Raw genomic sequence first — 21309 nt, 5'->3', positions numbered from 1 at the left:
CGTAGGGTCAGCGCCGGGAAAAGGCTGCGCTCTTGTCAACCGCCCCGGAAAGGCGCAAAACCGCGCCCGATTTGATAACCACGCACAAAAAGGAGCAGGACATGAGCGGAGTTACACCTGCCGAACTCGCAGGCCGGGTCGGCGAAGTCATCGGCAGTTCGGATTGGATGCTGATCGACCAGGAAATGGTCAACAAGTTCGCCGATGCGACTGGTGACCACCAGTTCATCCACATCAACGAGGAAATGGCCAAGATGACGCCGTTCGGCGGCACCATCGCACATGGCTTCCTCTCGCTCTCGCTGCTCCCGGTGCTGATGGCGAAATCGACCTGCCCGCGCATCGAAGGCGTGAAGATGGGCGTCAACTATGGCGGCAACAAGACCCGTTTCCTCGCCCCCGTCCGCGTTGGCAAGCGCGTGCGCGGCCATTTCAAGCTGCTCGAGCTCGCTGAAAAGCGCCCGGGCCAGTGGCAGCAGACGATCGAATATACTCTCGAAATCGAAGGTGAGGACAAGCCTGCCCTGATGGCAGAATGGATCACCCAATTTTTCGTTTAAGCTGAACCGTACCTCTCCCGCTCGCGGGAGAGGAGCGAGACTTGTGAGCATAGCGAACTAGTCGCAGCGGTGAGGGACCTCACCAACTTCGCCTAGGGAGCAAGCTCCCAAGGCTACATATCCTCTCCCGCAAGCGGGAGAGGGATTTTATCGAAAGGAATTCTCCCATGCGTGACGCAGTAATCGTTTCAACCGCCCGCACCCCGCTGACCAAGGCAGCGCGCGGCGCATTCAACAACACCACCGGCGCGACGCTCGGTGCCTTTTCGATCAAGGCCGCTGTCGAGCGTGCCGGTCTCGAAGGCGGCGAAATCGATGACGTCGTGATGGGCACCGCAGCCCAGCAGGGTTCGACCGGCGGCAACGTCGCACGCCTTGCAGCCCTGCGTGCTGGCCTTCCGGTAACCGTACCCGCGATGACGATCGACCGTCAGTGCTCATCGGGCCTGATGACCATTGCGACCGCTGCCAAGCAGATCCTGGTCGACAATATGGACATCTGCGTCGCCGGCGGCGTCGAAAGCATTTCCAAGGTGGTCGGCAGCGGCAAGATGTTTGTCGAGCCCGACCGCGAACTGCTCGAAATGCACCCGCATATCTACATGCCGATGATCGGCACCGCTGAAGTTGTTGCCAAGCGCTACAATATCAGCCGCGAATATCAGGACGAATATTCGCTCCAGTCGCAGCAGCGCACCGCCGCTGCCCAGGCAGCCGGCAAGTTCAGCGACGAAATCATCTCGTGCACCGCAACAATGGCGATTGTCGACAAGGAGACCAAGGAAGTCTCTTACAAGGAAGTCACCGCTGATCGCGATGATTGCAACCGCCCCGACACCACGCTCGAAGGGCTTGCCAGCCTGAAGCCTGTCATGGGCGAAGGCCACACCATCACCGCCGGTAACGCCAGCCAGCTTTCGGATGGTTCGTCGGCATGCGTCCTGATGGAAGCCAAGGTTGCCGAAAAGCGCGGCCTGACCCCGCTCGGCCGCTATGTCGGCATGGCTGTCGCAGGTACCGAACCCGACGAAATGGGCATCGGCCCGGTCTTCGCAATCCCCAAGCTGCTCGAACGCTTCAACCTGAAGATGGACGATATCGGCCTGTGGGAACTGAACGAAGCCTTTGCCGTGCAGGTGCTTTACTGCCGTGACAAGCTGGGCATTCCTGACGAGCTGCTCAACGTCAATGGCGGCTCGATCTCGATTGGCCACCCCTTCGGCATGACCGGCGCACGCTGCACCGGCCACGCTTTGATCGAAGGCAAGCGCCGCGGTGCGAAATATGCCGTGGTCACCATGTGCATCGGCGGCGGCCAGGGCGCTGCCGGCCTGTTCGAAGTCTTCTGATGCGGCTGTCGGCGCCTCGCGTTCCGCCCGTTGATCTGGATCAGATCGACGACGAACAACGCGAGGCGCTGGCGGTTTTTACGGGCATCCAGCGGGATGTGACCAAGTCCGAAGGGGCAGTGCTCAACATCTTCCGCACTTTGGTGCACGCGCCCAAGGGGCTGACCGCCTTCCTTGCATGGGGCGGTTATATTCTGTCACGCCGCAACAGCCTTTCGGAACGCGACCGTGAATTGGTGATCCTGCGCGTCGGCTATAACTGCAAATCAGGCTATGAGTTCACCCAGCACACCCGCATCGGTCTCGACGCGGGGCTGACCGAAGCCGAAATCGAGGCAATCAAGGCCGGGCCCGATGATCCGTCATGGAGTGATGCCGACCGCGCCATGCTGCGCGCGACCGACGACCTCACCAGCGATTTCCATGTCAGCGATGCCAGTTGGTCCGCTTTGTCCTTCCTTAGCGACAAGCAGAAGATGGACCTTGTGATGACCGTTGGCCAATACACGCAGGTTTCGATGATGCTGAACAGTTTTGGCGTGCAGCTCGACGCGGGCCAAGAACTTGATCCGGCGCTCGACCGCCGGAACTGAAACCCGAATTTTCCAAAACAACAGAGAGGAATGATTATGGCAGGTATTGGAGTAGTCGCAACGCTGACCGTTGCCGAAGGCAAGAACGCTGAATTTGAAGCAATCTTCACCGAACTGGCTGCGCAGGTCCGCGCCAATGAGCCCGGCAACCTGTTCTACACGCTCACCCGCTCGCGCGCCAATGGCCAAGTCTATCGCGTGCTCGAAGCCTATGTCGACCAAGCCGCGCTCGATGCGCATGGCAAGACCGACTATTTCCGCGCTGCCGGCCCCAAGCTTGGCCCCTGCCTCGCAGGCGCGCCCGAAGTCGAATATCTCGACGCGGTCTGATCCGTAACATGATCCTGCCGGTTCAGCCCGGCAGGATCATACCCTTCTCAAATCGGAACCCTTCCTCGCGATCCTCGGCGAGCAATATAGGGCCATCGAGATCGACCCACTGTGCGCCCTGCGCAACCAAAAATGCGGGGGCGATGCCAAGGCTGGTTGATAGCATACAGCCGACCATCAACTTCAACCCGCGCGCTTCGGCTTCTTGCGCGAGCGCCAGTGCCTCGGTCAACCCGCCGGTCTTGTCGAGCTTGATGTTGATGCCATCGAAATAGCGCGCGCATATTTCCAGCTCTGCCCGTGACTGGCAGCTTTCATCGGCAAGGAAGGGCACGGGCGAATTGATGCCCGCCAGCATCGCCTCCTGCCCCGCCGGGACCGGCTGCTCGATCATCTCAACACCCAGCGCGGCCAGCACCCTTGCCTCGGCCTCGATATCCAGTTCACCCCAGCTTTCATTGGCATCGACGATAAGCCGCACTTCAGGCGCCCCTCGCCTCACGGCGGCGACCCGTTCGCGATCCCCCTCGCCCGTCAGTTTCAGTTTGAGCAGGCCAAAGCCGCGCGCTGCCGCCTTGGCCGCATCACTTTCCATCACGGAGGGTTCGCCCAGCGAAATGGTAAAGGCGGTTTGCAATGGCGCTGGCGCAGCCTTCAATCCGGCAACCCGCCAGAGCGGAAGGCCTGCCGCCTTCGCCTCCAAATCCCACAGCGCGCAGTCGAGCGCGTTGCGCGCGACGCCAGGAGGCAGCAGCGACTGGATGGCGTCGCGGGCGGTGCGTACATCCATTTCCGCCAATTGCTCCATCACCGCTTCGATCTGTGCGAGCCCGCTTTCAGCACTCTCGCCATGGTAATAGATCGCCGTACCCTCACCCAGCCCGACCTGGCTGCCATCGCTTGCCGCGGCGACCAGAACATCGACATGGGTTTTGGCCCCACGCGATATGATGAACTGCCCTGCGACCGGCCAGCGTTCGATGGTGGCGGAAATGCGTAACCCCATTTAAGGGACATGGCATGGAATTCCTTCGCGCAATAGCCCATAATATCCGGGTGCAGGGGCATGCCACCTGGCTGTGCGCGCGCGACCCCGAATTGGACTGGCCGCTGCGGATATTTGCCCTGGCGATTGCCGCTTATGCGCTCTCGCCGATCGATCTGATCCCCGATTTCATCCCTGTGCTGGGCATGCTCGACGATGCGATCCTGTTGCCGCTCGCGGTATGGCTTTTCCGCAAGGCAGTGCCCGATGCCATTTTCGAACGTAACCTGCGTGTGGCCGAAGCCGCAGCCACGCGCCCCGTCAGCCGGGGTGGTGCAGTCGCGATAGCGATTATCTGGCTGTTGCTCGCTCTATGGCTGGCAAAGCTGCTGGGCCTGATCGACCTCGGCTAACCCCACGCTCAATTGTGCGCGAGGATCCAGTCTTCGACGATCGGGGCAATTTTCTCACGCCATTTGCTGCCGTTGAAGATGCCATAATGGCCGACTTCGGGGGCCATATGGTATTTCTTCATCGCCTCGGGCAGGCCGGTTGAGATTTTGAGCGCCGCCTTGGTCTGGCCGATACCGCTGATATCGTCGCGCTCGCCCTCGATCGCCAGCAGCGCGATATCCTCTATCGCGCCCGGATCGACAAGGTGGCCGCGATAGTTGAATTCGCCCTTGGGCAGCAGGTGCCGCTGGAACACGGTGTCGACCGTCTGCAGGTAGAATTCTGCGGTCATGTCGCACACTGCGCGATATTCGTCGTAAAATTCCTTGTGCTTCTCTGCGCTTTCGCCGTCGCCTTCGACCAGGTTGGTGAACATCGACCAGTGGCTGATCATATGGTTGCCTAGGTTCATCGACATGAAGCCGGTGAGCTGCAACCAGCCCGGATAAACGCGGCGGCCCGCGCCTTTGTAATAAGGCGGCACGGTGGCGATCACATTATGGACGAACCAGTCATGCGGGCGGCGGGTGGCATGGTCGTTGACCGCGGTCGGTGCCTCGCGCGTGTCGATCGGCCCGCCCATCATGGTCAGCGTACGCGGGCGCAGCGGGTGCTTGTTCGCGCTCATGATTGCAGCAGCCGCATAGGCCGGAACCGAGGGCTGGCACACCGCAAGCATGTGCGCCCCGCGACCGCCCGCATCGGGGCCGATGAATTCAAGCCATTCGACCAGATAATCGATATAGCTTTCAAGGTCGAAACCGCCGCCAGTCAGCGGCACGTCGCGCGCGTCTTTCCAGTCAGTGATATAGACATCATGCGTCGGCAGCATCCGTTCGACGGTGCCGCGCAGCAGCGTGGCGAAGTGACCTGACATCGGCGCACAGATCAGCAGCCGGGGCTTTCCCTCGCTGCCTTCATAAGTGAAACGCTTGAGCTGGCCAAAGGGCTTGCGCGCGACATTATGCTCGTCGACCGGCAAATGCTTGCCATCGACCTCAACCACATCGATGCCGAATTTGGGTTTGCCGCGCGGCATCACGGAATGCGCGAAGACATCAAGCGCCGATGCGGTAATCGAGGTCAACCCGCCATAGTTGAACGGCGCTGCGGTGAAATTGTTCAGGAAATCAGCCTGCTTTTGCGCAAGCCATCCGGCACTCGCCAGAAAGCCGCGCTGAATATCATAACCGGTGTAAAGCATGTTCGCGTTCCCGAATGTCCTTATCGCCGGAATGGCCGGCCCCTGTTTCAACGGCAGACATAAGCATTTATTGTGCATTGCACCATAGAAAAAGCACGGGCGCAAATTCTCGGCGATTGTGGGGCCTCGCGGTGACTGCTAGGCGTTCGGCATGACTGACACGGCCATCGAGCAAACGGCATCGCCATCGGCTGCGACTCCCCCCGACAAACCGGGGAACAAACGCCTTTCCAATCTGGGCATCATCTGGCGGCACGCGGCGCGCTATCCGCGGCAGATACTCTATGCGGGGCTCGCACTGCTGGTCGCGGCGCTGTCGACGCTCGCCATCCCGATGGGTTCCAAATATGTGATCGACAACGGCTTTGCCCAAAATGGCGGCGACGTCGCGCCCTATTTCGAAGCACTGCTAGCCATTGTCGTCATCCTTGGCATTGCCACAGCTTTTCGTTTCTATTTCGTCAGCTGGCTGGGCGAACGGGTGGTCGCCGACATCCGCATCGCGGTGCAGGACAATCTGCTGCGGCTTGCTCCGCGCTTCTTCGAAGAGAACCGGCCAGCGGAAATCGCCAGCCGCATGACATCGGATACCGCGATCATCGAACAGGTGGTGGGCACCACCGTGTCGGTTGCCTTGCGCAACATCGTGATTGGTGTTGGCGGTATCGCCCTCCTATTCAGCATGGCGCCAAAGCTGACCGCCATCCTGCTGGTCGGCATCCCCCTCGTGGTCTTTCCCATCGTCTATATGGGCCGCCGCCTCGAAAAGGCGTCGCGCAGCAGCCAGGATCGGGTCGCTGACATCGGCACCATCACATCAGAATCTTTGGGCGCGCTCAAGATCGTGCAGGCCTTTGGGCAGGAAAATCGTGAGCAGCAACGCTTTGCCGATGCCGTTGAAAACACCTTCACCGCCGCAAAGAAGCGCATCCGCATCCGCGCATTGATGACCGCGATTGTTATCGCGCTGATCTTTGGCGCGATTACCATGCTGGTTTGGGAAGGCGCGGAGCAGGTCGCGGCAGGCAATATCACCAGCGGCACGATCATGGCGCTCGTCCTTTATGGCGGGTTGGTCGCAGGGGCGTTCGGCGCTCTATCTGAGGTCTATGGCGATCTGGTGCGCGCGGCGGGTGCCTCTGCGCGGCTGGCGGAGCTGATGCAGGAAGTGCCGGAAATCGCCGCCCCCGCCAATCCGGTCGCCATGCCTGCGCCGCGTGGCCAGATCGAATTCCAGAATGTCAAATTCCGCTATCCAACCCGCCCGGAAGTCGCTGCGCTCGATGATTTCAGCCTGAAAATCGTGCCCGGTGAAACCGTTGCCGTGGTCGGCCCCTCGGGCGCAGGCAAATCGACTTTGTTCCAGTTGGCGCAGCGGTTTTACGATCCCGAGGCTGGGACCGTCCGTATCGACGGCGTCGCCCTTACCAGCGCTGATCCGGCGGAGTTCCGGCAGCGCATGGCGCTTGTGCCGCAGGATACGGTGTTGTTCGCTGCCTCCGCGCGCGACAATCTGCGTTATGGCAATTGGCTGGCCGACGACGCAGCGATCTGGGCGGCAGCGGAGCAGGCCAATGCAGGCAATTTTCTGCGCGAACTTCCGCAAGGGCTCGACACCTATCTCGGCGAAGGTGGGGCGCGGCTCTCGGGTGGCCAGCGGCAACGTATCGCCATCGCCCGCGCCTTGCTGCGCGATGCCCCGATCCTTTTGCTCGACGAGGCGACCAGCGCACTCGACGCAGAAAGCGAGAAGCTGGTCCAGGATGCGCTTGAGCATTTGATGGAAGGCCGCACCACGATCGTCATCGCCCACCGCCTGGCAACCGTGCGCAAGGCTGACCGCATCATCGTGATGGATGAAGGCCGGATTGTCGAAGAGGGCACGCACGACGCCTTGAGCAAGGCTGGCGGCCTCTATGCACGGCTGGCAAGTTTGCAGTTTGATGCCTGAGATGAGTGCGCGTGAAAGGGACTGTCCCCTTGGGGACTGTCCCTAAAGCGGTACACTCTCGGGTTGTCCGGCGATTTGGCCTAATGGTCGCCCTGTCCGTATTGCCGATTCTATGACGGCACCAGCATCAAGCCCGTCTATTAACATCGCTTTCCAGTTATCAACATGCTGGCCGAGCGCGTGCCAATCCGTCAATCCATCATTCCGCTTTTCGAGATGGGCACGCGCGCTTGACCAAGGCCAATCTTCGGCCCTTTCCACAATCGCGGCGGCGACCGGATTGTTCTCGATGTAGCGCGCTGCAAACATCATGTGCCGGTCATCCATAGGATAGCTGGAAAATCGTCCCTGAAACAGGTGACCGGTTAGTTTCTCACGCTTGTTAATGCGCTGGGCGTAAGCCGTATGCGTTGCCGTCATCGGCGCACGCAGGCCGTCCGCATTTTGTGGCACCAACATCAGATGCACATGGTTGTCCATCAGACACCATGCAAGGCAGCGCGTTTGAACCCGGTGCAAGGCCGCTGCAAGAATGCGCAGATATGCGTTTCGATCTTCATCGCAGAAGAATAGTTTCTGCTGACGGTTTCCACGTTGCGTAACATGATGCGCACCCCCGGGAATCACGATGCGAGCAGCTCTTGGCATGCACAAATGATAGCGGAGCAGTAGCAAATCCGCAAGGTATGTCCCTCTAGGGACAGTCCCTAAGGGGACAGTCCCTTTTTAACATCGTTTCAGACAAAAAAGGGCGGCACCATGGCCGCCCTTTCGTGTCGATTGCCTGATCGGATCAGTTGCCGGGTACGGCAGACTTTCCGAAGACGCGATATTGTTCGTTGCCGACAAAACCGAACTTCGTGATGCCCGAACGCTTCACAACCGCGAGCGACTGGTCGACGATGTCATACCGAGCCGTTGGTGCGGGCTGGAACTGCAGTTCGGGTTCCGGGCTCATCGATTTGGTCTGAACGAGATACTGCTCGATCTGGTCCAGCGTAGACGGCGTACCGTTCCACTGGATTTCACCATTCGGCAGGATCACGATCTTGTTGACCACCGGATCGATCAATACTTCCGGCGGCGGCTGGTTCGGATCCTGCACGGGCAGGTCGATATTAACAGCGTGCGATACCGGCGGGATGGTGATCATCAGCATGATGAGGAGAACGAGCATGACGTCGATCAACGGCGTCGTGTTCATTTCCATCATCGGCTGGCCATCATCCTTGCCACCACTCATTGCCATGATTTTTGCTCCTTAACGGGTTCGGCTCAATTGGCCGAATCGAGCGGCGGGAAAGGCGACGAAATGAAGCCGACACGGGCAAAGCCCGCCATCTGCATCGAATAGATCGCGCCACCGATGCAACGGTAAGGCGTGTTCACGTCACCACGGATATGGGCTTCGGGAAGCATGTCCGGGGTAATCGCGCCAGCCGCAGCCGCCGCTTCGCCACCCAGGGCATCGAATTCGCGCTTCAGATGCTTCGCTGCGCGATCAACCAGTTCGGTTGAATCGACAGGGGTGACATTCCAGTAAATCCGGCATTCACCACCCGTAAACGCACCTTGATAGGCATCCGTGCCCGGTTCGTTGCCACTCGGATCGGTCGTGGTGACCGACAGCAGCACATTCTCACGCTTCGCCTTGGTAGGTTCGAACTGAACCACCGGAAGCTCCATCTTGACCGTCTGGATGGCCACAGGAATGGCGATCAGGAAGACGATCAGAAGCACCAGCATGACGTCCACAAGCGGCGTCGTGTTGATGTCTGACATTGGCGTGTCTTCGCCGCCGCCTCCAGTACTCATTGCCATTTGCTATTCCTCTCTGACTGCTAGCCACCTGCCCAAATGGGCGAGGGGCATATGAACAGATGAAGGGCCGCCGCAAAGGCGGCCCAAAACCCGTTCTTACTTTTTGGCAGCGGCCGGAGCAGCAGCAGGCTTGGCAGCCGGAGCAGCCTTGACTGCGGGCTTCACCTTGCCGTCCGAAGTGATGTAGCCAAGCACGTCATTCGAGAAAGCCGACATGCTGCGGGCGATCGACTTGTTGCGCGCCTGGAGCCAGTTGTAGGCAAGCACGGCGGGAACCGCGACGAACAGACCGATTGCGGTCATGATCAGTGCTTCACCAACCGGACCAGCGATCTTGCCGATGTCGGCCTGACCAGCGATACCGATCTTGATGAGCGCCGAGTAGATGCCGATAACGGTACCGAGCAGACCAACGAACGGAGCGGTAGCGCCCACGGTCGCGAGGAACGCCAGACCACCAGCGAGCTTGCTGTTGATCGACTCTTCCGAACGGGTCATCGCGCCGTGCAGCCAGTCATGTGCTTCAACCGGATCGGTCAGCAGGCCATGCTGCTTCTGAGCCGAGATGCCGTCGTCGACGAGCTGGCGGAACGCGCTGTTCTTTTCGAGCTTGGCAGCACCTTCTTCAAGGCTGTTTGCGCGCCAGAAATTAGCCTGAACTTCCTTGGCTTGCTTCAGAACCTTCTGCTGCTCGATCAGCTTCGTGAACATGATGTAGAACGAGAAAACCGACATGATCACCATGACGCTGAAGATTGCCCAGCTGATGGGGCCGCCTTCGTTGAGCGCGGGGATGAGGCCGAATTTTTGTGCGGCAGCGGCTTCATTGCCAGCAGCTGCAGTGAGAATTGCAATCGACATTGGTACTTCCTCTCAAATTCAAAAATCTAAGGTCATAAAATGCCCGGCGTCAGAACTCCCCCTGCGCCGGGCCAGAAATCATTTCGGTATCTGCCAGCGGACGCGGCTCGACCAGCTTCCCGAAGTCGGTTGGCCATTGGCATCAAGTGCCGGGTCGAAACGTGCGCGACGCTGGATGTTCTTGCAGGTTGCATCGTCAAGGTCGGCATGGCCGCTGGACGAGGTGATGGTGCAAGATTGGACACGACCATCAGGGCCAACCGTAACTCGGAAGCCGGTGGTGCCTTCGCGTTCCTGTTGCAGAGCACGCGACGGATAGTCGTTGGTATTAGCCCAGTTGCCGGGATTACCCTTTGGAATCGGGTTCGGGCGCTTTGCGACCGGCGGCGGCGGCGGCGCGGGTGGCGCAGGCGGCGCAGCAGTCGGGACAATCGGCGCTGCCGGAGGCGGCGTATCGACGGTCCGAACGGTCGGCGGAGGCGTTACCGTGGTTACGAGCGGCGGCGGTGAGACGACGGGCGGCTCGATCTGCTTTTCCGGCTCTGGCGGCGGTTCTTCCTCTTCAGGCGGTTCTTCTTCCTTCACGTCAACGACATTCAGCTTCGCCTTGACTTGTTGCACCGCCTCATAAGCAAGACCGGTTACAAGCGCATAGCCAAGGAAAGCGTGAAGGAGCGCGACGATGACGATCGAGACTAGGCGGCTCGAACTCATTCCATCTTGATCAGCATATGCCATGCGGAAACGACTCTCCTACTTTCCCCAAAAGGCGCGAACCGCTCGGCAAGCGTTACTCAAACTAAGTAGCCACCCAACTGGTCAGCGCTATTGAAATTTTTTTTAATCGGCTGATTCCGGCTCGTCTTAGCGATGCCCCTAAGGACAGGCAACACGGATTCTGCGATTCATTGGCAATTCATCACACTTGCCGCAATCAATCGCAGTGAATAGGGATGCCTTGACGTCGCTGACGTCAAGAAATTCGAGAGGAATCCTGCGTTGTCCATGCATTTTACCATCCGTCCCGTAGCGTTATGCGCTCTCACCCTGGTACAACCCCAATTGATGGCACAGGTTCCCCCAACGGCGGGCTTTGCCCTCCCCGCGCAAGGTTCGAGCTATGCCGACATTGCCGATCTGGTGGTGAACTCCCCCCTGATTCTTGACGCGCAGATACGTAAAGTTACGAAACTGCCCGAAACACAGGCGGTCGGTGTGCCCGCCAATATCCAGCGTGTGGTGATCGATGCGGATGTAAATTCGCTGATCCGTGGAAGTGATGGCTTTGCCGCCAAGGCCCGCTTTCTTCTCGATGTGCCAAAGGACGCAAAGGGCAAAATCCCCAAGCTGCAAAAGCGCCGCTATTTCCTGCTGGGCAGCAAGGTGGCGGGCAACCCGGGGATGTTGAAACTGTCGCGCCCCGACGCATTGGTGGAATGGAGCCCGGAAAATGACGCAACGTTGCGCGCGGTCACCAAGGAAGCCGTGCAGATTGATGCCGCGCAGGCGGTGAGCGGTATATCGGGTGCTTTCCACACGCAGGGCACGGTGATCGGCGAAGGCGAAACGCAAATCTTCCTGCGCACCGCTGGCGGCCAGCCCATCTCGATTTCGGTGCTCAGCCGCCCCGGGCAGGCGAAACGCTGGGCGGTATCAACCGGCGACGTAATCGACGAATCTGCAGTCGCTCCTGCGCGCAACACTTTGCTCTGGTATCGCCTCGCATGCAGCCTGCCGCGCGCGCTCGACCAGCGGCTGGTCGAAAGCGGCGAGCCGCGCGACATAGCCAATGCGCAGGCAGATTACCGTTTCGTGCTGGATTCGCTGGGGCCATGCGGGCGCAACCGCCCGGCACCCCGTATGCGTTAGCCGTCAGCGCGAGGCGCCCGGCACCCACAATATGTCGCCACCTGCATCCTTGTTCACCAGACGGCACAGGACAAACAGATAGTCCGACAGGCGGTTGAGATAGGTCGTCGCAAGCGGGTTGATTGCCTCATGCGCAGCGGCAGACACCAGGGCGCGTTCGGCACGGCGGCTGATGGCGCGGGCAAGATGCAGCGCCGCGCCTGCTTCGCTGCCGCCCGGCAGGATGAAGCTGGTGAGCGGGTCAAGCTGTTCGTTAGCGGCATCGATCGCGCCTTCGAGCCAGTCAACCTGCGACTGGACGATCCGCAGTGTCATTTCGCCGGGCTCGAAATCCTCACCCGGCGTGGCGATATCCGCGCCCAGATCAAACAGGTCATTCTGGATCCGGCGCAGCCCGGCAACATGCGCCGCACCGCCGCCGCGTTCGAGCGCGGCAATCGCGATACCCAATGCGCTGTTGGCTTCATCCACCTCGCCAATGGCATGCATCCGTGCGTCGGCCTTTGACCGGCGCGAACCATCGACCAGGCCTGTGGTGCCATTGTCACCCGTGCGGGTGTAGATCTTGTTCAGTTTGACCATCGACCGATGTTATTTCGCGAACGCACCACCGATGACGATGATCGCGACGATGGCGACAGCGATTGCCTGCCACTTCACACGAGCAAACATCATCTCATTCTGACGCGCCAGCGAACGCGGCACGCCATGTTCGTCAACATCGTTGGGATCCATATTGGCAAAGGCATGAAGGCCGCGAACGACAGCGAAGACCACCATTCCCATCACCAGCACCAAGGCAATAATCAGCAAGACGCCCATAGAAAATTCCTCATCATGATGGCGCAGCCCAATAGCCGCGCCGCTTTACCCGCCCTCTAGGACGTCGAAACGCCAATTCCAAGCGGAAGCTTGCCTTGCCGCAACTCTCCGACAAGTTCGATACCGGATATGCCCTTGGCCCGGATTTCCGAAAGGGGCTGGGACAACCGCGATTTGGCAAGTTTGTTCCCATCTTCGTCGAGCAGCAGCGGATGGTGCCAATAGGTTGGCTCAGGCAAATCCAGCAGTATCTGCAACAAGCGATGGATCGCGGTGTAGGCAAACAGGTCCATCCCGCGCACCACATGGCTGATGCCGTCAGCCGCATCATCCAACGTTGCCGCCAAATGATAGCTTGCCGGCGCGTCCTTGCGCCACAACACCACGTCGCCAAACAGCGCCGGGTCGGCGATTTGCGGGCCGGCGACGAGGTCGGTCCAACCGAACGGGCCGGTTAGGGACAATGCCCGCTCCATATCAAGCCGCCAGCAATAATCACCCTCGCCCTCTGTCTTGCCGCGGCAGGTGCCGGGATAGACAGGCCCGTCGGGACCATGGCGCACCGGCTTGTGCTTTAACGCTTCGGCGATGTCGCTGCGCGTGCACCAACAGCGATAGACCAGTCCCCTCGCCTGCAGCAGGTCCAAGGCTTCTTTATAGCGCGCGACGCGCTGCGACTGGAAAATGACCGGGCCATCATGCTTGAGCCCCAGCCACTCCATATCCTCGATGATCGCATCGATATGTTCCTTCCGGCTGCGCGTGCCGTCGATATCCTCGATGCGCAGCAGGAACTTGCCGCCAAAGGCACGCGCGAAATCATGCGCGCACATTGCCGAAAAGGCGTGGCCGATATGCAGCCGGCCATTGGGGCTGGGGGCAAAGCGCGTCGCCGCCACACACTGTGGCGGGAAATCTATTCCGGCTATTTTACCCACAGAATTACCATATCTGGTGGTCGATGCCCTCTTGACGTCAATTTATGCCGCCATAGTCTGGCAACTGTCAAAATGCTGTAACCTCCTTGGGAGAGGGAGGAAACAGTGTTAAATAGCGTGGGGAGACGTTGAAGGCATGCATCACGCCGGATCATTCCAAGCCGCCGGTCGGGCACGACATCCCGATAACTGTCCCGCGCTCGTGCTCAACGCCGACTATACCCCATTAAGCTATTATCCCTTGAGCCTCTGGCCCTGGCAGACCGCGATCAAGGCGGTGTTCCTCGAAAAAGTCGATATCGTCGCCAGCTATGAACAGCATGTGCATAGCCCCAGCCTCGACATGCAGATCCCTTCGGTCATCGCGCTGCGCCAATATGTGCGGCCAAGCGAATATCCCGCCTTCACCCGTTTCAACCTGTTCCTTCGCGACAAGTTTGAATGCCAATATTGCGGCTGCACCGACAATCTGACCTTTGACCATATCGTCCCGCGCCGGTTGGGTGGGCGGACGAGTTGGGAAAATGTCACCACCGCCTGCCTGCCGTGCAACCTCAAAAAAGGCGGGCGCACCCCGGCGCAGGCACATATGCAGTTGCGGATGGCGGCGATCCGCCCGACCAGCTGGCAGTTGCAGGATCGCGGCCGCGCCTTCCCGCCCAACTATCTTCACGATAGCTGGCGCGACTGGCTCTATTGGGACATTGAGCTCGAAAACTGAGCTTCTAACATGGGGTAAAGCCTGAATTGGCTGGCCTGTTAGGGCAGCTAAAACCATACGCATGGTCGCATCCTCCCCACCAGCAACCACCGCCTGCGTTTTTGGCGCAACGGGGGGCATAGGTTCCGCCTTTGTCGAAAGGCTCGCCGCTTCCCCCGACATTACGACCCTATATGCAGGCGCCCGCAAAGCCCCGCCTGCCGCAGGCAAGATCACGCCATTCGCCTTTGACTTTAGCGATGAAGCCAGCATTGCGGCAACGGCGCAGACTATCGGCGGGCCCGACCTTACCATCGTCGCCACTGGCATGTTGCACAACGACCAAATCCAGCCCGAAAAAAGCCTGCGCGCGCTGTCGGCAGATGCTTTTGAAAGGGCGTTCGCGATCAACACCATCGGCCCCGCGCTAATCGGCAAGCACCTGCTGCCCCGATTGCCCAAGGACCGGCGCAGCATTGTCGCCTTTCTCTCCGCTCGCGTTGGCTCGATTTCGGATAATCGACTGGGCGGCTGGCATGCCTATCGCGCGTCAAAGGCGGCGCTCAACATGCTGGTGCGCAACTTCGCGATCGAAATGGCACGCACCCATCCGCAGGCGATTATCGTCGCGCTGCACCCCGGTACCGTCGATACTGCGCTGTCGCAGCCATTCCAGCGCGGGGTAGCGGAAAACAAATTGTTCACCCCGGACCATGCTGCGGGGCAGATGCTCGACGTGCTGGCCGAACTCACTCCCGAGGACAGCGGCCAACTGATCGCATGGGATGGCGAGAGGATCTCCTTCTGAGATGCTGCAAGTCGTCTGGTTCAAGCGCGATCTTCGGCTGGAGGACCATGCGGCGCTGTGCGCAGCCGCGATCCGCGACCGTATCTTGCCGCTGGTGATCGTAGAGCCCGATTATTGGCGGCAACCCGATGTTTCTGCCCGGCAATGGAATTTCTGGCGCGGCTGCATTGCCGATCTGGGCGAGGCCATAGCCGCAAAGGGCGGGCAATTGTGCGTCCGTGTTGGCGATGCGGTTGAAACATTGGCGGCGATCAGGGCCGTGCATGGTCCTTTCGTTTTGCGCGCGCATGAAGAAACCGGCAACGCCTGGACCTTTGAGCGCGACAAGGCCGTGCGCCGCTGGTGCAAGGCGGAAGGTATCGCATTCGAGGAAAGTCGGCAGTTCGGCGTCTGGCGCCGGCGGCGCGTTAACCGCGACCGCTGGGCACAAGGCTGGGACCGGATGATGGCGATGCCCGCGCAACCCGCCCCGCCTTTGCTGATGTGGGAGAGGGGCGAAAGCAATCCCCTGCCCGATGCGGCTGCATTGGGGTTGGCGGATGACGGCTTGCAGGTCGCGCCTATTTGGGGCCGCGCCGAAGCCTTGGCCACGCTGCACAGTTTCCTCCACGAACGCGGCGAGCATTATACAAGCGAAATGTCTTCGCCGGTCAGCGGCGAGGCCGCCTGCTCCCGCCTTTCCTGGCACCTTGCCTATGGCTCGCTGTCGATCCGCGAAGCCTATCAAGCGGCACAAGCGCGCTATCGCGAACTGCCACTATCCGAAAAGGCGTGGCGCCAATCGCTTCGCAGCTTCATCGCGCGGCTGCACTGGCACTGCCATTTCATCCAGAAACTCGAAAGCGAGCCCGAGGCCGAATATCGCCCGATGGCGCGGCTTTATGAAGGGCTGCGTCCCCGCTCCGCTGATGCCGTAAAGCTGCAGGCGTGGGGCGAGGGCCGCACCGGCTATCCCTTCATCGACGCTGCGATGCGCTATCTCAACGCCACCGGCTGGATCAATTTCCGCATGCGCGCGATGCTGATGAGCTTTGCGAGTTATGATTTGTGGCTGCCCTGGCAGGAAAGCGGCCGTGCGCTGGCGCGCAAGTTCATCGACTACGAACCCGGCATCCATTGGCCGCAATGCCAGATGCAGGCGGGTGAGACCGGCATCAACACCATCCGCATCTACTCCCCTGTGAAGCAAGGTTATGACCAAGACCCGCAGGGGAATTTCATCCGCCGTTGGGTTCCCGAACTGGCGAGCGTGCCCGATGCCTATCTGCACGAACCCTGGAAACTCGACGCCGAAACGCGCGCGCAGCTATACCCCGATTATCCCGACCGCATTGTCGACCATGCTGCCGCGGCAAAGGCTGCGAAGGACGCAATCTATGCGCTGCGCCGCAAACCCGAGGCGCGCGCCGAGGCCAAGGCCGTCGTCCAGAAGCATGGCAGCCGCAAACGCACCGCCGATCGCAAGCGGGCAGGTGCAAAGGCCGACCAGTTGAAGCTGGCGTTCTGACCCATGCCCAAGATGCGCAAGAAATCGGACCTGCCAACCAAGAATTGCGCCGCGTGCGGGCTGCCCTTCACCTGGCGCAAGAAATGGGCGCGTGACTGGGAAAATGTTCGCTATTGCTCGGATCGCTGCCGCTCGGGCAAGGCGCGTGCACCTGCCTAGTCGCCCGCGCCAACCTTGGCGGCGACCATTTCGAGCAGCGGCAACCGCGCCTGCATCCTTATTGCCAGCAATGCGGTACCGCTGACCTTTCTTTGCACAAACAGCGTATCGGCAGGCGGCACATGCCATGCCGCCTTGTCGGCGATGATCGTTTCGGCATGACCGCGCACCCGATCGACGAAGCTGCGGTCGGCAAAATCGAACAATCCGGGCCTGCCCAGATGCGCCATCAATATGTCGATCATCCCGTCAAGCGCGGGCCGGTGGCGCTGTAGCGTGACGGGCGAGACGAAGCCGATTTCGATCAAGGCATCGCGCAGGGCATCATGATCCTGCGCCAACCCTGCAAGCATCAGCCGGCGATAGGAAGCCACCGTCTTTTCCGGCACCGCACGCGCCGCACCGAAATCGAGCAGCACGATACGCCCGCTTTCGGGCTGCCAGCGATAATTGGCGAAATTGGGGTCGGTCTGCATGAAGCCGAATTCGAACAATTCGCGCAGCACCAGATCGAGCAAGCCCCCCATGGTGCGATCGCGCACCGCTTGCGATTCCGACTGTAGCGTCTCGATCGACTGCCCGGGCACAAAATCCATCGCCAATATCCGTTTGCCCGAATATTCAGGGTAGGGCGCAGGAATCAGGAAAGCCTCTTCGCCTGACAGCAATTGGCGATAGCGCAGCATCTGCTCCGCCTCGCGCACATAGTCCGCCTCTTCGTGCAATTGCCGCTTCGCCTCTGCGAGCAGGGACGCGATGTCGAGCGTTGATGGCAACAGGTTGGAAATGCGCAGCAGGCTGGCGACATTGTCGACATCGGCATCAATGCTTTCGGCAACGCCCGGATATTGCACCTTGATGGCCAGCAATGTGCCGTCGGGTAGCGTCGCACGGTGCACCTGCCCGATCGAGGCCGCCGCAATCGGCCGCGCCTCAAAATGCTTGAACCGCCGCCGCCAATCCGGCCCCCATTCGGCGATCAGCACCTTGTTGAGCTGCGCGGGCGGCATATAATGCGCGGCATCGCGAAGCCGCGCCAAAATGTCGGTCAGTTCGGGCGGCAGGACATCGCCCGCATCCATCGAGATCATCTGCCCCAGCTTCATCGCCGCCCCGCGCAGCTTTGATAGCTGCTCGGTCACACGCGTCGCATTGGCGGGGGTCAACAACAGGTCGGAAAGGCGCGGACGCTCCCCGCTCGCCAGCTTGCGGGCGCCCTCTGCCAGCACGCCGCCCGCTATCCCGCCAGCGAGTTGCCCGAACGAGGCAAGCCGTGAAAGCCGGGCGGATGGAACCTTGCGGTATCGCTGATCGCTCATTCAAACCACCTTTGCAAACGGGGCCGGAAACGAAGGAAATGGCGATAGCCCCATTCGAGCAGTCGATCGACCAGGGGCAATTGGGCGATCATGCCAAAAGGCAGCAAAATAGGGATCGCCCGCCACATCGCGGCAAAAGCAGCCGCGCCCGAAAGCAGCCGCCCCTTTTCCATCGCATGGAAGCGCGCGAGCATCTCCGCCCGGTCGATCGGGCAGGCCGCATCCTTGTTTGCCAGATCGACAAATTCGATCCGCCGCCCTTGGTCAAGCCGCCTGTAAAGCGCAATTTCGCGACGGCACAGCGGGCAACCGCCGTCGAACCAGACGATCAGTCTTTCGCCTTGCTCCATCACGCTGATCCCACCAGCGATGCGAGGAAATCAGCGGCATCGGCTGCAATCTCCCGCTTCCTCTCATCGCTGAAGCGATCATAGTTGCGCACCATCTGCGCCATGCGCGGATTGCCCTTCAGCCGATCATGATGACGAGCGATGAAATCCCAATAAAGATAGTTGAACGGGCAAGCCTTTCGCCCTGCTTTCGCCTTCACATTATAGCTGCAACTGCCGCAATAATCCGACATGCGGTCGATATAGGCTCCGCTCGCCACATAGGGTTTGGAGGCGAGCAGCCCGCCATCGGCAAACTGGCTCATCCCCACCGTATTGGGTGCTTCAACCCATTCATAGGCGTCGGCATAAACGGCGAGATACCATTCGTGTAACTCAAATGGATCGACCCCCGCGAGCAGCGCAAAATTGCCGGTGACCATCAGCCGCTGGATATGGTGGGCATAGGCCTCTTCTCGCGTCTGTTCGACACAGGCCTTGATGCAAGCCATTTTGGTGTCCGCGCTCCAGTAGAAATCGGGGAGTGGACGGGTGGCATTCAAGGCATTGCGGTGGACATAATCGGGCCCCTCGCGCCAATAGATGCCGCGCACATATTCGCGCCAGCCGATGATCTGGCGGATGAACCCTTCCGCCGCGTTGAGGGGGACGCGGCCTTCACGATATTCGGCCTCGACCGCGCGGCACATTTCGAGTGGATCGAGGAGGCCGCAATTGAGATAGAGTGAAACAACGGCATGGTAGAGGAACTTCTCCCCCGCCAGCATCGCATCCTGGTAATCGCCGAAATACGGCAATGCGGTCTTCAGGAAATACGCGAATGCCGCCTTGGCATCGGCGCGGGTGGTGGCAAACCAGAAGGGTTCGAGCGTCCCGAAATGGTCGGCAAAACGTGCCTCGACCAGATCAATCACCTCGCGGGTGACCGCATCGGGGGCAAAGCGCAGCGGTTGCGGCATCAAAAGATCGCGCTCCGCGGCCTTGCGGTTGTCATGGTCGAAATTCCACTGGCCGCCTTCCGGTTGCTCGCCGTCCATCAGCAGCCCGGTCTTGCGGCGCATCTCGCGGTAGAAATACTCCATGCGCAGCGCCTTGCGCCCCTCGGCCCAGCTATTGAACTCGGCATGGCTGGCGATGAAACGGTCGTCGGGGAGGATCTCAATATCCAAGGCCGTATCAAGCGCCTGCAAGCCTTGCAGCACGCGCCACTCGCCGGGTTCGGTCACGCGGATATGGGCGGCACCATGCCGCTCGGCAGCGCGGAGCAGTTCGCCCGCAAGGCTGCCACAATTCCCGGCATCATTCAGCTGAACATAGTCGACCTGCCAGCCGGCCAAACGCAACTCTTCGGCGAAATGGCGCATTGCGGAAAAGAGAAAAGCAATCTTCTTTTTGTGATGGCGAACATAGCTTGCCTCGCCCACAACCTCGGCCATCAGCACGACGGTTTTATCCGGCGTCACACCCTGCAGTGACGGCAGTTCAGGGGTCAATTGGTCTCCCAAAATCAGGATGAGCGTATTCGCCATGCAGCGCCCCTAGCCCTTCGCACCAGCAGCGGCACTACAGGCATATGGACGTGTTTTTCGCTTCTCCAGGGGCGGCTATTGCGAATGGCATGACTGGAACCACACGCCCCCTTCCCGATGCTGCCAAGTGGCTGGGCTATGCCGGCCTGCTGCCGCAGGCGATTGCCGTGGCGATGCTGTTAGAAGACACGACGCTCAAATGGATCGCGATTGCCGGGGGCTATGGCTATGCTGCTTTCATCTTCAGCTTTCTCGGCGGGGCCTGGTGGGGGTTGGCCCTCAGCGCAGCGAACCCGCCGCGCTGGCTCTATCCGGTCGCCGTCCTCCCCAGCCTGATCGCGCTGGCGACTTATCTGCCGTGGATATGGGGGCTGCAATGGCCGGAACCATCGCTCTGGGTGCTGGCTTTCGGTCTGCTGCTATCGCCGCTCGTCGATCGCGCGCTGGGCAGGCATATCGCACTCCCGAAAGGCTGGCTGCGGCTGAGGGTGCATCTATCCGTTGGGCTCGGATTGACGACTGCGCTGCTGGCGCTGGCCTGAACTCAATCCTTTTTGTTGCGCAAGGCAGGTACCGCTGCTGCCGCATCTGCGGGGGTGATCCCGGGTGGCGGGGCGACCGAAAGCCGTGCCTCGCCGCGCATCACCCGCGCCGCACGCTGGATGGCATCACGAACCCGGGGATAAACGCCGCAGCGGCAGATATTGGTGATCGCCGCATCGATATCGGCATCGGTCGGGTTAGCATTCTTTTTCAGCAGCACCGCGGCGGCCATGATCATGCCCGGCGTGCAAAATCCGCACTGCACAGCCCCTGCCGCAACAAAAGCCTGTTGCAACGGATGGCTGCGATCGATCGAAAGCTTTTCGATCGTGGTGACAAACCGGCCCTCGGCTTCAGCCAGTGTCACAAGGCAGGAACGCAGCGCCTCCCCGTCAATGTCGACCACGCAAGCGCCGCAATCGCCCTGCCCACAGCCAAATTTCGTCCCCGTCAGGTTGGATGCATCGCGCAGCGCCCACAGCAAAGGGGTTTCAGGATCCATGCGATATTCGACCGGGCGGTCGTTGACGGTCAGCTTGGTCATGACATTGCCGCGTTAGCAGCCTCATCGCATTGCCGCCACCGCATTCACAAATCCGCGCGCCGCCAAATGCGCGCACGAATATTTCAAAAACGGAGAGAAATATGTAACAGGCTT

26 protein-coding genes are annotated in these 21309 nt (G+C 60.3%); 12 read left to right on the top strand and 14 right to left on the bottom strand.

The window, feature by feature from the left end; all coding sequences use genetic code 11:
* Nucleotides 1-101: 101 nt before the first annotated feature.
* The 4 genes from ACFSAG_RS11205 (at nt 102) to ACFSAG_RS11190 (ending at nt 2832) form a co-directional block, all read left to right on the top strand.
* A complete protein-coding gene (locus ACFSAG_RS11205; RefSeq protein ID WP_374613251.1) occupies nt 102-560 on the top strand; it encodes a MaoC family dehydratase in 459 nt (152 codons plus the stop codon).
* Between the two features lie 167 nt (nt 561-727).
* Entirely contained in the window at nt 728-1909 is a 1182-nt protein-coding gene (locus tag ACFSAG_RS11200) for an acetyl-CoA C-acyltransferase (protein ID WP_374613253.1), read from the top strand.
* Entirely contained in the window at nt 1909-2502 is a 594-nt protein-coding gene (locus tag ACFSAG_RS11195; RefSeq protein ID WP_381514740.1) for a carboxymuconolactone decarboxylase family protein, read from the top strand. The genes ACFSAG_RS11200 and ACFSAG_RS11195 overlap by 1 nt, the downstream gene beginning before the upstream one ends.
* A gap of 36 nt (nt 2503-2538) precedes the next feature.
* Nucleotides 2539-2832, top strand: a complete 294-nt coding sequence (locus ACFSAG_RS11190) for a putative quinol monooxygenase (protein ID WP_374613257.1) — start codon at nt 2539-2541, stop codon at nt 2830-2832.
* Between the two features lie 22 nt (nt 2833-2854).
* On the opposite strand, the gene dgcA is transcribed toward ACFSAG_RS11190, so the two are convergent.
* The gene (gene dgcA, locus ACFSAG_RS11185) at nt 2855-3838 is read right to left on the bottom strand and encodes an N-acetyl-D-Glu racemase DgcA (RefSeq protein ID WP_381514737.1); all 984 of its coding nucleotides are present in this window, start codon (nt 3836-3838) and stop codon (nt 2855-2857) included.
* 14 nt (nt 3839-3852) lie between these two features.
* Here dgcA and ACFSAG_RS11180 point away from each other — a divergent pair, with 14 nt between their 5' ends.
* The gene (locus ACFSAG_RS11180; protein ID WP_381514734.1) at nt 3853-4230 is read left to right on the top strand and encodes a YkvA family protein; all 378 of its coding nucleotides are present in this window, start codon (nt 3853-3855) and stop codon (nt 4228-4230) included.
* Between the two features lie 8 nt (nt 4231-4238).
* On the opposite strand, the gene ACFSAG_RS11175 is transcribed toward ACFSAG_RS11180, so the two are convergent.
* Nucleotides 4239-5474 carry a polyhydroxyalkanoate depolymerase gene (locus tag ACFSAG_RS11175; RefSeq protein WP_381514731.1) on the bottom strand — a complete coding sequence of 412 codons (1236 nt, stop codon included), beginning with the start codon at nt 5472-5474 and terminating at the stop codon, nt 4239-4241.
* Between the two features lie 151 nt (nt 5475-5625).
* Here ACFSAG_RS11175 and ACFSAG_RS11170 point away from each other — a divergent pair, with 151 nt between their 5' ends.
* Nucleotides 5626-7425, top strand: coding sequence for an ABC transporter transmembrane domain-containing protein (locus ACFSAG_RS11170; protein WP_381514728.1), 1800 nt, complete (start codon nt 5626-5628; stop codon nt 7423-7425).
* A gap of 42 nt (nt 7426-7467) precedes the next feature.
* Here the strand turns inward: ACFSAG_RS11170 and ACFSAG_RS11165 are convergent, their stop codons facing one another.
* From ACFSAG_RS11165 to ACFSAG_RS11145, 5 genes are all read right to left on the bottom strand, one after another.
* Nucleotides 7468-8073 carry a transposase gene (locus ACFSAG_RS11165; RefSeq protein ID WP_381514725.1) on the bottom strand — a complete coding sequence of 202 codons (606 nt, stop codon included), beginning with the start codon at nt 8071-8073 and terminating at the stop codon, nt 7468-7470.
* Between the two features lie 145 nt (nt 8074-8218).
* Complete coding sequence (locus tag ACFSAG_RS11160; RefSeq protein ID WP_374613269.1) at nt 8219-8674, bottom strand: ExbD/TolR family protein; 456 nt, start codon at nt 8672-8674, stop codon at nt 8219-8221.
* A gap of 26 nt (nt 8675-8700) precedes the next feature.
* Nucleotides 8701-9246, bottom strand: a complete 546-nt coding sequence (locus ACFSAG_RS11155; RefSeq protein WP_374613271.1) for an ExbD/TolR family protein — start codon at nt 9244-9246, stop codon at nt 8701-8703.
* A gap of 96 nt (nt 9247-9342) precedes the next feature.
* A complete protein-coding gene (locus ACFSAG_RS11150; protein WP_374613272.1) occupies nt 9343-10107 on the bottom strand; it encodes a MotA/TolQ/ExbB proton channel family protein in 765 nt (254 codons plus the stop codon).
* 78 nt (nt 10108-10185) lie between these two features.
* A complete protein-coding gene (locus ACFSAG_RS11145; RefSeq protein WP_374613274.1) occupies nt 10186-10845 on the bottom strand; it encodes an energy transducer TonB in 660 nt (219 codons plus the stop codon).
* 327 nt (nt 10846-11172) lie between these two features.
* On the opposite strand from ACFSAG_RS11145, the gene ACFSAG_RS11140 reads away from it, so the two are divergent.
* Nucleotides 11173-11976 carry a hypothetical protein gene (locus ACFSAG_RS11140; RefSeq protein ID WP_381514721.1) on the top strand — a complete coding sequence of 268 codons (804 nt, stop codon included), beginning with the start codon at nt 11173-11175 and terminating at the stop codon, nt 11974-11976.
* Nucleotides 11977-11979: 3 nt separating this feature from the next.
* On the opposite strand, the gene ACFSAG_RS11135 is transcribed toward ACFSAG_RS11140, so the two are convergent.
* Genes ACFSAG_RS11135 through gluQRS form a run of 3 tightly spaced genes read right to left on the bottom strand, consistent with a single transcriptional unit; the run spans nt 11980 to nt 13697 of the window.
* Nucleotides 11980-12558, bottom strand: coding sequence for a cob(I)yrinic acid a,c-diamide adenosyltransferase (locus ACFSAG_RS11135; RefSeq protein ID WP_381514718.1), 579 nt, complete (start codon nt 12556-12558; stop codon nt 11980-11982).
* 9 nt (nt 12559-12567) lie between these two features.
* Complete coding sequence (locus tag ACFSAG_RS11130; protein WP_374613280.1) at nt 12568-12798, bottom strand: hypothetical protein; 231 nt, start codon at nt 12796-12798, stop codon at nt 12568-12570.
* A 56-nt stretch (nt 12799-12854) separates the two neighbouring features.
* Nucleotides 12855-13697, bottom strand: coding sequence for a tRNA glutamyl-Q(34) synthetase GluQRS (gene gluQRS, locus ACFSAG_RS11125; protein WP_381514714.1), 843 nt, complete (start codon nt 13695-13697; stop codon nt 12855-12857).
* A 175-nt stretch (nt 13698-13872) separates the two neighbouring features.
* Between gluQRS and ACFSAG_RS11120 the strand changes: the two genes are divergently transcribed.
* The 4 genes from ACFSAG_RS11120 (at nt 13873) to ACFSAG_RS11105 (ending at nt 16910) form a co-directional block, all read left to right on the top strand.
* The gene (locus ACFSAG_RS11120; protein WP_374613284.1) at nt 13873-14457 is read left to right on the top strand and encodes an HNH endonuclease; all 585 of its coding nucleotides are present in this window, start codon (nt 13873-13875) and stop codon (nt 14455-14457) included.
* Nucleotides 14458-14518: 61 nt separating this feature from the next.
* Nucleotides 14519-15244 (top strand): SDR family NAD(P)-dependent oxidoreductase, encoded by a 726-nt coding sequence (locus ACFSAG_RS11115; protein ID WP_381514710.1) that lies wholly within the window; start codon nt 14519-14521, stop codon nt 15242-15244.
* Between the two features lies 1 nt (nt 15245).
* Nucleotides 15246-16751, top strand: coding sequence for an FAD-binding domain-containing protein (locus ACFSAG_RS11110; protein ID WP_381514708.1), 1506 nt, complete (start codon nt 15246-15248; stop codon nt 16749-16751).
* 3 nt (nt 16752-16754) lie between these two features.
* Nucleotides 16755-16910 (top strand): DUF2256 domain-containing protein, encoded by a 156-nt coding sequence (locus ACFSAG_RS11105; RefSeq protein WP_381514705.1) that lies wholly within the window; start codon nt 16755-16757, stop codon nt 16908-16910.
* On the opposite strand, the gene ACFSAG_RS11100 is transcribed toward ACFSAG_RS11105, so the two are convergent.
* Genes ACFSAG_RS11100 through ACFSAG_RS11090 form a run of 3 tightly spaced genes read right to left on the bottom strand, consistent with a single transcriptional unit; the run spans nt 16907 to nt 20108 of the window.
* Nucleotides 16907-18229 (bottom strand): ABC1 kinase family protein, encoded by a 1323-nt coding sequence (locus ACFSAG_RS11100; RefSeq protein ID WP_381514702.1) that lies wholly within the window; start codon nt 18227-18229, stop codon nt 16907-16909. The genes ACFSAG_RS11105 and ACFSAG_RS11100 overlap by 4 nt on opposite strands.
* A complete protein-coding gene (locus ACFSAG_RS11095) occupies nt 18226-18579 on the bottom strand; it encodes a thiol-disulfide oxidoreductase DCC family protein (protein ID WP_381514700.1) in 354 nt (117 codons plus the stop codon). The genes ACFSAG_RS11100 and ACFSAG_RS11095 overlap by 4 nt, the downstream gene beginning before the upstream one ends.
* Nucleotides 18579-20108: a cryptochrome/photolyase family protein gene (locus ACFSAG_RS11090; protein WP_381514697.1), complete on the bottom strand. Its 1530-nt coding sequence runs from the start codon at nt 20106-20108 to the stop codon at nt 18579-18581. The genes ACFSAG_RS11095 and ACFSAG_RS11090 overlap by 1 nt, the downstream gene beginning before the upstream one ends.
* Nucleotides 20109-20197: 89 nt before the next feature.
* On the opposite strand from ACFSAG_RS11090, the gene ACFSAG_RS11085 reads away from it, so the two are divergent.
* Nucleotides 20198-20650, top strand: coding sequence for a DUF3429 domain-containing protein (locus tag ACFSAG_RS11085; RefSeq protein ID WP_381514695.1), 453 nt, complete (start codon nt 20198-20200; stop codon nt 20648-20650).
* A 2-nt stretch (nt 20651-20652) separates the two neighbouring features.
* On the opposite strand, the gene ACFSAG_RS11080 is transcribed toward ACFSAG_RS11085, so the two are convergent.
* On the bottom strand, nt 20653-21195 hold the full coding sequence (locus tag ACFSAG_RS11080; protein WP_374613300.1) for a (2Fe-2S)-binding protein: 543 nt from the start codon (nt 21193-21195) through the stop codon (nt 20653-20655).
* Between the last annotated feature and the right edge of the window lie 114 nt (nt 21196-21309).

The organism is Sphingorhabdus buctiana (assembly GCF_042680825.1).
Lineage (GTDB): Bacteria > Pseudomonadota > Alphaproteobacteria > Sphingomonadales > Sphingomonadaceae > Sphingorhabdus_B > Sphingorhabdus_B buctiana.
The sequence above is the reverse complement of the archived record's forward strand: the minus strand, read 5'-3'. Positions and strand labels throughout refer to the sequence as shown.

Excerpts from the sequence above, each read along its gene's own strand:
- ACFSAG_RS11175 (WP_381514731.1), bottom strand. The coding sequence starts at position 5,474 with ATGCTTTACACCGGTTATGATATTCAGCGCGGCTTTCTGGCGAGTGCC.
- dgcA (WP_381514737.1), bottom strand. The coding sequence starts at position 3,838 with ATGGGGTTACGCATTTCCGCCACCATCGAACGCTGGCCGGTCGCAGGG.
- ACFSAG_RS11200 (WP_374613253.1), top strand. The coding sequence starts at position 728 with ATGCGTGACGCAGTAATCGTTTCAACCGCCCGCACCCCGCTGACCAAG.
- ACFSAG_RS11080 (WP_374613300.1), bottom strand. The coding sequence starts at position 21,195 with ATGACCAAGCTGACCGTCAACGACCGCCCGGTCGAATATCGCATGGAT.
- ACFSAG_RS11165 (WP_381514725.1), bottom strand. The coding sequence starts at position 8,073 with ATGCCAAGAGCTGCTCGCATCGTGATTCCCGGGGGTGCGCATCATGTT.
- ACFSAG_RS11085 (WP_381514695.1), top strand. The coding sequence starts at position 20,198 with ATGACTGGAACCACACGCCCCCTTCCCGATGCTGCCAAGTGGCTGGGC.
- ACFSAG_RS11150 (WP_374613272.1), bottom strand. The coding sequence starts at position 10,107 with ATGTCGATTGCAATTCTCACTGCAGCTGCTGGCAATGAAGCCGCTGCC.
- ACFSAG_RS11170 (WP_381514728.1), top strand. The coding sequence starts at position 5,626 with ATGACTGACACGGCCATCGAGCAAACGGCATCGCCATCGGCTGCGACT.
- ACFSAG_RS11120 (WP_374613284.1), top strand. The coding sequence starts at position 13,873 with ATGCATCACGCCGGATCATTCCAAGCCGCCGGTCGGGCACGACATCCC.
- ACFSAG_RS11190 (WP_374613257.1), top strand. The coding sequence starts at position 2,539 with ATGGCAGGTATTGGAGTAGTCGCAACGCTGACCGTTGCCGAAGGCAAG.
- ACFSAG_RS11155 (WP_374613271.1), bottom strand. The coding sequence starts at position 9,246 with ATGGCAATGAGTACTGGAGGCGGCGGCGAAGACACGCCAATGTCAGAC.
- ACFSAG_RS11110 (WP_381514708.1), top strand. The coding sequence starts at position 15,246 with ATGCTGCAAGTCGTCTGGTTCAAGCGCGATCTTCGGCTGGAGGACCAT.
- ACFSAG_RS11115 (WP_381514710.1), top strand. The coding sequence starts at position 14,519 with ATGGTCGCATCCTCCCCACCAGCAACCACCGCCTGCGTTTTTGGCGCA.
- ACFSAG_RS11090 (WP_381514697.1), bottom strand. The coding sequence starts at position 20,108 with ATGGCGAATACGCTCATCCTGATTTTGGGAGACCAATTGACCCCTGAA.
- ACFSAG_RS11180 (WP_381514734.1), top strand. The coding sequence starts at position 3,853 with ATGGAATTCCTTCGCGCAATAGCCCATAATATCCGGGTGCAGGGGCAT.
- ACFSAG_RS11130 (WP_374613280.1), bottom strand. The coding sequence starts at position 12,798 with ATGGGCGTCTTGCTGATTATTGCCTTGGTGCTGGTGATGGGAATGGTG.
- ACFSAG_RS11195 (WP_381514740.1), top strand. The coding sequence starts at position 1,909 with ATGCGGCTGTCGGCGCCTCGCGTTCCGCCCGTTGATCTGGATCAGATC.
- ACFSAG_RS11140 (WP_381514721.1), top strand. The coding sequence starts at position 11,173 with ATGGCACAGGTTCCCCCAACGGCGGGCTTTGCCCTCCCCGCGCAAGGT.
- ACFSAG_RS11145 (WP_374613274.1), bottom strand. The coding sequence starts at position 10,845 with ATGGCATATGCTGATCAAGATGGAATGAGTTCGAGCCGCCTAGTCTCG.
- ACFSAG_RS11105 (WP_381514705.1), top strand. The coding sequence starts at position 16,755 with ATGCCCAAGATGCGCAAGAAATCGGACCTGCCAACCAAGAATTGCGCC.
- ACFSAG_RS11095 (WP_381514700.1), bottom strand. The coding sequence starts at position 18,579 with ATGGAGCAAGGCGAAAGACTGATCGTCTGGTTCGACGGCGGTTGCCCG.
- ACFSAG_RS11135 (WP_381514718.1), bottom strand. The coding sequence starts at position 12,558 with ATGGTCAAACTGAACAAGATCTACACCCGCACGGGTGACAATGGCACC.
- ACFSAG_RS11160 (WP_374613269.1), bottom strand. The coding sequence starts at position 8,674 with ATGGCAATGAGTGGTGGCAAGGATGATGGCCAGCCGATGATGGAAATG.
- ACFSAG_RS11100 (WP_381514702.1), bottom strand. The coding sequence starts at position 18,229 with ATGAGCGATCAGCGATACCGCAAGGTTCCATCCGCCCGGCTTTCACGG.
- ACFSAG_RS11205 (WP_374613251.1), top strand. The coding sequence starts at position 102 with ATGAGCGGAGTTACACCTGCCGAACTCGCAGGCCGGGTCGGCGAAGTC.